Raw genomic sequence first — 8,014 nt, forward strand, 5'->3', positions numbered from 1 at the left:
GGTATGCGGCACCGGCGCGCCATCCGATCAGGAGGCTCGCGACCGCGCCCGCCGCCAGGATGCAGAGCCCGAGGAGGAGCGGCGTACCGACCAGGACTGCGAGCACCGCCAGGACGGCCCTCACAGGTCGCGGCCGTCGACGTCGGGAGCGAGGCGGTCGATCGCCTCGTTGACCTTGGCCATGCGCGGGTAGAGCGCCGCGGCGCGCCGGAAGGCGTTGAGCGCCCGCGCCTTGTCGTCCATCGACAGGTAGATCCGGCCGAGCGCCGCCCAGGCCTCGAAGTGGCGCGGCTCGAGAACCAGGGCGCGCTGCAGATCCGCCACGGCCGCCTGCTTGTCGGAGAGCAGCCAGAACACCGTGGCGCGCCGGTTCCAGCCCTCAGACCAGGCGGGCTCGAGGGCGGTGACCCGGTCCATCAACTCGGCCGCGAGCGCGAAATCCTTCGCGCTCATCGCCTGCCGGGCACGGTCGGTGAGGAGATCCGCCGTAGCGCTGCCGGAGCGGTCGAGGCGGCGCTCGATCAGCTTGGCGACACCCTTGGCCTCCTCGTCGTCGTCGGCCTCGCGCAGGCGCGCGAAGAGATCGTCCAGGCTGATCGCCGGTGCGGGCTTCTTCCGCTCGGCCGGCTGCTCCGCCTCGGGGCGGCCGGACAAACCCGGTGGAGCGGCGAGCGCGGAGCCCGCGATCAGGGCGGCGAGCAGGCCGGGGAGGACGGAGCGCAGCATGGTGCGAGCTTGTGCGCGCCCGCGCCCCCCGTCAACGCGCCGGAGCGCCGCGCCAACGCGAAGAGGCAGGCGCCGCGGGCGGCACCTGCCTCTCGAATTCCGATCGCACGCCCACCGAAGCGGGCGGTCGGCCTCAGCCCTGGCGGGCCTTGAAGCGCTTCTGGGTCTTGTTGATGACGTAGACCCGGCCCTTGCGGCGCACGAGCTGGTTGTCGCGGTGACGGCCGCGGAGCGACTTGAGGGAGTTGCGGATCTTCATGTTCTGCTTCGGCGGGCGCGTGCCTGCCGTCCGTGCAAGGGTTTCGGGAGCGGGAAGCCCGAAGGGCCCCCTGCGATGGCGGCGCAACGCATCGCGGAAAGGCGGTCCCCTTAACAGGATTCGTCCCGGGCAGGCAAGCCTGAGCTTACGACGCCATCTAGGCGTTCAGGCGATCCGCTCGGCGATGCGGTCGGCCACCCGCAGGGCGTTGGCGATGATGGTCAGCGTCGGGTTCACGGCGCCGATCGAGGGGAAGAAGCTCGCGTCGGTGACGTAGAGGTTGTCGAGTTCGTGCGCCTTGCAGTCGAGGTCGAGCACGCTGGAACTGGGATCCGTGCCGAAGCGCAGGGTGCCGGCCTGGTGCGCCGTGCCGCCGAGCGGGATGTTCTTGCCGAGATAGAGCGAGCGCTCGAACAGGTAGGTATAGGCGCCGGCGGGCTCCAGGAGGTCCGAGAGCTTGGCCCGCAGGCGGTCGTGCGCCTCGCGGTTGGTCTCGCGGATGTCGAGGATCGTGCGCCCCTCGCGATCGATGCTGATCCTGTTGTCCGGGTGCGGCAGGTCCTCGCTCTGCAGCCAGAAGTCCATGGCGTGGCGCGCCGCCATCTCGAAGGGCGCGTCCGGCAGGAAGCCCGTCCATCGCGGAAACTCCTCGCCGCGGATCTGGTCCGGATGCGTCTTGGCGCACATCTGGATCAGGCCCATCGGGAACGCCCAGTCCTTCGACGCGAAATAGAAGTCGGAGAGCGCGAGGGTCTTCTGGAAGACGGTGTCGTTGACCTCCTTCGAGAGCGCCATCAGCACCGACATGTTGTGGCGCATGTAGTTGCGCCCGACCTGATCGGAGCCGTTGGCGAGGCCGTTCGGGTGCGCGGCGTTGGCCGAGCGCAGGAAGAGCAGCGCCGACGAGAGCGCGCCGCAGGCCACCACGACGATATCGGCGCGGTAGCGCTCCTCGCGGCCCTCCCGGGTCACCCGCACGCCGGTGACCGTCCTACCCGACGGGTCGGTCTCCAGCCGCGAGACGTAGGCGTTGACGAGCAGCGTGACGTTGTCGTGGGCGGCGAGCGTCGGGTCGACCGTCATCACCTGCGCGTCGGCCTTGCCGTTGAGGAGACAGGGGAAGCCGTCGAAGGCGTCGCAGCGAATGCAGATGCTCGTCGGCGTCGGACGCCCGTTGCGCTCGTCGAGCTTGATGCCGAGCGGCAGGTGGTAGGGCCTGAGGCCGTGCCGGGCCCAATCGTCCGAGAGCTTCTGGATGCGCGGCTCGTGGCTCACCGCCGGGTGGTCGTAGGGGCCGCTCGCCCAGGGTTCGGTCGGGTCCTCGCCGCGGTTGCCGTGGACGGCGAACAGGCGCTCCGCCTGCGCGTAGTAGGGCTCGAACTCCGCGTAGGAGACTGGCCAGGCCGGCGACACGCCATCGACGTGCTGCACCGTGCCGAAATCGCGCTCGCGCAGGCGCAGAAGGGCCGCGCCGTAGACCTTCGAGTTGCCGCCCACGTAGTAGTGCAGGCCCGGGTGGAAAGCCCGGCCGTCGCCGCCGTACCACGTCTCCGCCGCCTGATACTTGCCATCGACGAAGACCGCCTTGGCGCTCCAATTCTCCTGGCTGCGGGGCAGGTAGTCGCCCCGCTCCAAGAGCAGGATGCGCTTGCCGGTCCCGGCGAGCCGTGCCGTCAGCGAGCCGCCGCCCGGGCCGGAGCCGATGACGATGATGTCGTAATGGTCCTGCATCGGTCGGTCCGCCGCGCGGCAAGGATAGGACAGCCCGGCAACGTGGCCTCTCCCGAGCCGTTCCGGCGGGCACCGTCACGGGATCGTGCTCGCTGCGATGCGGCAGGCGCCGCGCTCCGTGCCACGTCGCCGGAAACCCCCACCCGTGGCGAACGTTGGCGGCACGGATCGGGGATGGCCCCGCCGTACCGGAGCCCGCACGCCCCGATGGACCTCGCGACCTGGCTCAACCTCGTGGCGGTGCCGCTCGCGGCGAAGATCTGCCTCGTCGGCATGTTCCCGCCGAGCGCGCTCGACAAGGTCGTGCACTGGGACGAGGCGATGGAGCAGGCCGCCTCCGGCCCCCTGCCCTTCCCGGCGCTCCTCCTGGTGCTCGGCATCCTGGTCGAGACGGTAGCGCCCGTGCTGATCGTGATCGGCTGGTACGACCGCGCCGCCGCCTTCGTGCTGATGGGCTTCTGCGCGGTCACCGCGGTGCTGTTCCACCGGTTCTGGGAATACCCGGCCTTCTGGTCGCGCAACGGCGCCGGCCGGGCCCATTTCTGGGACTTCCTCAAGAATTTCGGCCTCGTGGGCGGGCTGCTGCTCGTGGTGATCGGCGGCAGCTACACGCCGGCCTCCGAGATCGTCCGCCACCCGCTCTCGTCCGGCCCCTACGCGGCCGAAGCGCCCGCCAAACCCTGAAGGATCCGACGCGATGTCCGAGCCCACATCTCCCGCCATGCCGTACTGGCACGTCTACACCGACGCCGAGGGCGTGAGCCGCCAGGAGCGATTCGAACTCACGGACTTCCAGTTCCAGGGCGTCGGGCCCGGCGTGGCACCGCAATGGAACGACAAGATGGACCCGTCGGAGGCCGGCGTGACCTTCACGGTCCTGCCGGTCGGCTGGGTCGGCGATTGGCACGAGAATCCCAAGCCCCAGTGGATCGCGATCCTCACCGGCCGCTGGTTCGTGGAGACGATGGACGGCAAGCGGGTCGAGATGGGCCCCGGCGAGCTGATGTTCGGCGAGGACCAGAACACCCGCGAGCGCGACGGCCGCAAGGGCCACCTTTCGGGCACGGTGGGCGACGAGCCCTGCACCATGATCGTCACCGGGCTCGACGTTGAGCCCACGGTGAACAGGCCGGGGCGGTTCAAGTAGGGGCGCTCGGCATGGAGGGTTTCGAGGTCACGCAGGCGCGCTTCAAGAGCTTCGTCCTGCCCAACGCGCCGCTGGAGACCCTGGCCGAAGGCTTCCGCTGGTGCGAGGGCCCGGTCTGGTTCGGGGACCGGGACGAGTTGCTGTTCTCCGACCTTCCGAACGACCGGGTGATGCGCTGGAGCGAGGGCGGAGGCCTCAGCGTCTACCGCGCGCATGTCGGCTTCGAGAACGGCCATGCCCGCGACAGGCAGGGGCGGCTCCTCTCCTGCTCGCACCGGCTGCGCCGGATCAGTCGGACCGAGCTCGACGGCAGCGTCACGGTGCTGGTCGTTTCGTACCAGGGCAAGCGGCTGAACTCGCCCAACGACATCGTCTGCAAGTCCGACGGCACGATCTGGTTCTCGGACCCGCCCTACGGCATCCAGACCGACTACGAGGGCGGCAAGCAGGCACCGGAGCTGCCGGCCAACCTCTACCGCTTCGATCCGCGCGACGGCTCGCTCAGCGTGGCGGCGGGCGATTTCGAGGGTCCGAACGGGCTCTGCTTCTCGCCGGACGAGCGCAGGCTCTACGTGGCCGAGACGGGCCTGCAGTTCGCGGACGATCCGACGCGCCACATCCGGGTCTTCGACGTCGGCGAGGACGGGCGCCTCTCGAACCCGCAGGTCTTCCACACGGTCGCGCCCGGCATGGCGGACGGCTTTCGCTGCGACGAGGAAGGCAACCTCTGGTCGAGCGCGGGCGACGGCGTGCACGTCATCGACCCGGGCGGCGCGCTCCTCGGCAAGATCCGGACCCCAGCCGCGGTGTCGAACCTCTGCTTCGGCGGCCGCTACCGCAGCCGCCTGTTCCTCTGCGTCTCGCACAGTCTGATGGCGATCTACGTCAACCGGCGCGGTGCGGCGCTGGTGTGAGACGGCCTCCGGTCGATCGCGCCGGATCGAGCGGATCTCCCTTCCCTGGGGTGCGGGCAACGGGCTCGGCCGAACTTGTCGTCGGCTGAGCGAACGCGCGGGCGTGGTCGAGGGAGCTTCGACGGGCACGTCTCCTTCGGATCCGCCATCCTCACCGCCGCACCGGCGTCGCCCGCGCTTCACGAGGAGACGACACGAGGCCTGCGAGCCTCTTCCCGTGGGCGGGAAGCGGGGAGGCCTGCGCCGCGAACGGTGCGCTCGAACCCTTCTCGGACCCGCTGGTTCCCGACGTGCATCCCATTCAGCGGGATCCAGGGTTTCGCCACGCGCAGATCTCACGGCATGGTAGGTAATTTTTCGCATCGTGCCGATTGCTTCCGAGCACTGACATTCGCCGGCCGCCAGCACATCCCCCCAAGAAAAAACGAAGTAAACAATACTTCGCCGCATCACCCCTTAATGAAAGCTCAACGCATAGGGCGCGGTCGCCCAAAATGTGATGCGAATAGGGCAGCGCGAGCCTGCCTCATTTTGGCCGAGCCCGGGTTTGATTGGCCCCGCCGTCGCAAACAACAAAGGGAATGCGAATGGCCACGAAGCCTGTCTGCCGGACCACCGCCGCCATCCTCGGCACCGTCGCGGCGCTCGCCGCCAGCGTGCCGGCCTCCGCCCAGAGCGGAGCGGCCTCCTGGTACGGCAGCGGACATCGGACCGCGAACGGAGAACGCTTCAACCCCAACGGCATGACCGCCGCCCATCGCAGCCTGCCCTTCGGCACGCGGGTGCGGGTCGCCGACAAGCGCACCGGGCGCTCCGTCGTCGTGCGGATCAACGATCGCGGCCCCTTCGTGCGCGGGCGCATCATCGATCTGTCCCGCGGCTCGGCCCGGGCGCTCGGCATGGGCGGCACGACCTACGTCTCGCTCCAGGTCATGGACTGACACGGCGCCGAACGACCGGCGGACCGATCTCTCCGCACGGAAGACCGGGGTCTCGCCCGAGACCCGCGCGCCGGCCCCACCCATGCCGCGGTGGGGCCGGCGCGCGCATTCGCGGTCTCTCGCGCGGTCTCTCGCGCGGTCTCGCGCGCGGCCTCATGCACAGCCGGAGGCGCGGCGTTGCCGCCGGCGGCCCGCGCCCCCATCTCGCGCCTGACACAGCAGGAACCCCCGCGCGATGGCAAAACCCCTGATCGTCGATATCCCGCACGACCTCGGCCGCGAGGAGGCGCGCCGCCGGATCGAGACCGGCGTCGAGCAGGGCAAGGGCATGCTCGCCAAGAGCGGCGTCGCGCTCGACCGCCTCGCCTGGACGGGCGATCGCCTCGATTTCGGCCTCTCGGCCCTCGCCCAGAAGGTCGAGGGCGCGATCGATGTCGGGCCCGAGAGCGTGCGCGTCGAGGTGAAGCTGCCCTTCCTGCTCGCGATCTTCGCCGAGAAGATCCAGAAGTCGCTCGGCAAGGAGGGTACCCTGCTCCTGACCAAGAAGTAGGCGGCGGAACCGGCTGTCCCGCGCCCCGTTAGCGGCGACACGCCGAGGCCGTTCGGCGTGCCAGCGCAGGAGCGTAGCCATGGCCAATCCCGGCGGAGTCCCCGAGGTGCCGGACCAGCCCGGTCCCCCATCCGAGACGCCCTACGAGCCGCCGACCGTGCCGAGCCCCGGCCCGGCGGAGGTCCCGGCCAACAGCCCGCCCGAGACGCCCGGCGGCCAGCCGACCGAGATCCCGGTCGTCGACCCGACACCGTCCTCCCCGACCGGCCCGGCGAACCCGACGGCCTGAGGCGGCTTCGCGGCGTTTGTGAAGGCCGGCGCGCGCTGTCATAAGCCCGCGCATGGCCGCCCCACCGCTCCTCACCCTTCAGGACATCGCGCTGACCTTCGGCGGCACGCCGCTGATCGAGCGTGCCGAGCTCGCCATCGCGCCCGGCGAGCGGACCTGCCTCGTCGGCCGCAACGGCTCGGGCAAGTCCACGCTGATGCGCATCGCCGCCGGCCTCGTCGAGGCCGATGCCGGCAAGCGCTTCGTCCAGCCCGGCACCACGATCCGCTACCTCGCGCAGGAGCCGGATTTTTCCGGCTATCCCACCACGCTCGCCTTCGTGGAGGCGGGGCTGGCCCCGGGCGATGCCAGCCACCGCGCCCGCTACCTCCTGGAGAGCCTCGGTCTCACCGGCGAGGAGAACCCGACGAAGCTCTCCGGCGGCGAGGGCCGGCGCGCCGCGCTCGCCCAGGCGCTGGCGCCCGAGCCCGACGTGCTGCTCCTCGACGAGCCGACGAACCATCTCGACCTGCCGGCGATCGAGTGGCTGGAAGGGGAACTCCGCGGGAGCCGCGCGGCGCTGGTGCTGATCAGCCACGACCGGCGCTTCCTCTCGGCCCTGTCGCGGGCGACCGTCTGGCTCGACCGCGGCGTGACGCGGCGGATCGACCAGGGTTTCTCCAGCTTCGAGGCGTGGCGCGACGCCTTCTTCGAGGAGGAGGAGCGCGACCGGCACAAGCTCGACCGCAAGATCGCCGCCGAGGAGGACTGGCTGCGCTACGGCGTCACCGCCAGGCGCAAGCGCAACGTGCGGCGGCTCGGCAACCTGCACGCCCTGCGCCAGGCCCGGCGCGAGGCCAGGCGCCCGGTCGGCAGCGTCAGCATGCAGGCGAGCGAGGCGGACGGCTCCGGCACCCTGGTGATCGAGGCGAAGGACATCGCCAAGGCCTACGGCGCGCGGACGATCGTCGATCGGCTGTCGCTGCGCGTCACCCGCGGCGACCGGCTCGGAATCGTCGGGGCGAACGGCGCCGGCAAGACGACGCTGCTCAACCTGCTGATGGGCCAGCTCGCCCCCGATTCCGGCACGATCCGGCTCGGCACCAACCTGCAGCCGGTGATCCTCGACCAGGCGCGGGCGACGCTCGAGCCGACGCAGACCGTGAGCGACGTGCTCACCGGCGGGCGCGGCGATTCCGTCACGGTCAACGGCCAGAGCCGGCACGTGATCGGCTATCTCAAGGACTTCCTGTTCGCGCCCGAGCAGGCGCGCACGCCGGTCTCGGTGCTCTCGGGCGGCGAGCGCAACCGGCTCCTCATCGCCCGGGCGCTGGCGCAGCCCTCGAACCTGCTGGTGCTCGACGAGCCGACGAACGACCTCGACCTCGAGACCCTCGACCTGCTGCAGGAGATGCTGGACGACTATGCGGGCACGCTGCTGCTCGTGAGCCACGACCGCGACTTCCTCGACCGGGTCG

10 protein-coding genes are annotated in these 8,014 nt (G+C 70.6%); 7 read left to right on the plus strand and 3 right to left on the minus strand.

The window, feature by feature from the left end; all coding sequences use genetic code 11:
• Window positions 1-120: 120 nt before the first annotated feature.
• The 3 genes from AX737_RS15300 to AX737_RS15310 form a co-directional block, all read right to left on the minus strand.
• The gene (locus AX737_RS15300; RefSeq protein WP_066922687.1) at window positions 121-726 is read right to left on the minus strand and encodes a tetratricopeptide repeat protein; all 606 of its coding nucleotides are present in this window, start codon (window positions 724-726) and stop codon (window positions 121-123) included.
• Between the two features lie 133 nt (window positions 727-859).
• Window positions 860-985, minus strand: a complete 126-nt coding sequence (ykgO, locus tag AX737_RS15305; protein WP_003601867.1) for a type B 50S ribosomal protein L36 — start codon at window positions 983-985, stop codon at window positions 860-862.
• 165 nt (window positions 986-1,150) lie between these two features.
• Window positions 1,151-2,716, minus strand: coding sequence for a GMC family oxidoreductase (locus tag AX737_RS15310; protein WP_066922689.1), 1,566 nt, complete (start codon window positions 2,714-2,716; stop codon window positions 1,151-1,153).
• A 174-nt stretch (window positions 2,717-2,890) separates the two neighbouring features.
• On the opposite strand from AX737_RS15310, the gene AX737_RS15315 reads away from it, so the two are divergent.
• From AX737_RS15315 to AX737_RS15345, 7 genes are all read left to right on the plus strand, one after another.
• Window positions 2,891-3,400: a DoxX family protein gene (locus tag AX737_RS15315; protein WP_238229966.1), complete on the plus strand. Its 510-nt coding sequence runs from the start codon at window positions 2,891-2,893 to the stop codon at window positions 3,398-3,400.
• A gap of 13 nt (window positions 3,401-3,413) precedes the next feature.
• Window positions 3,414-3,863 carry a cupin gene (locus tag AX737_RS15320; RefSeq protein WP_066922691.1) on the plus strand — a complete coding sequence of 150 codons (450 nt, stop codon included), beginning with the start codon at window positions 3,414-3,416 and terminating at the stop codon, window positions 3,861-3,863.
• An 11-nt stretch (window positions 3,864-3,874) separates the two neighbouring features.
• Window positions 3,875-4,777, plus strand: coding sequence for an SMP-30/gluconolactonase/LRE family protein (locus AX737_RS15325; protein ID WP_066922694.1), 903 nt, complete (start codon window positions 3,875-3,877; stop codon window positions 4,775-4,777).
• 587 nt (window positions 4,778-5,364) lie between these two features.
• Window positions 5,365-5,718 carry a septal ring lytic transglycosylase RlpA family protein gene (locus AX737_RS15330; RefSeq protein ID WP_066922696.1) on the plus strand — a complete coding sequence of 118 codons (354 nt, stop codon included), beginning with the start codon at window positions 5,365-5,367 and terminating at the stop codon, window positions 5,716-5,718.
• Window positions 5,719-5,953: 235 nt separating this feature from the next.
• Complete coding sequence (locus tag AX737_RS15335; protein WP_066922699.1) at window positions 5,954-6,268, plus strand: polyhydroxyalkanoic acid system family protein; 315 nt, start codon at window positions 5,954-5,956, stop codon at window positions 6,266-6,268.
• Window positions 6,269-6,347: 79 nt separating this feature from the next.
• Entirely contained in the window at window positions 6,348-6,557 is a 210-nt protein-coding gene (locus AX737_RS15340) for a hypothetical protein (RefSeq protein WP_066922701.1), read from the plus strand.
• A gap of 52 nt (window positions 6,558-6,609) precedes the next feature.
• The coding region (locus AX737_RS15345; protein WP_066922703.1) for an ABC-F family ATP-binding cassette domain-containing protein at window positions 6,610-8,014 on the plus strand (1,405 nt) is incomplete at its 3' end.

The sequence above is a fragment of the Methylobacterium sp. CCH5-D2 genome (genome assembly GCF_001556475.1).
GTDB lineage: Bacteria > Pseudomonadota > Alphaproteobacteria > Rhizobiales > Beijerinckiaceae > Methylobacterium > Methylobacterium hispanicum.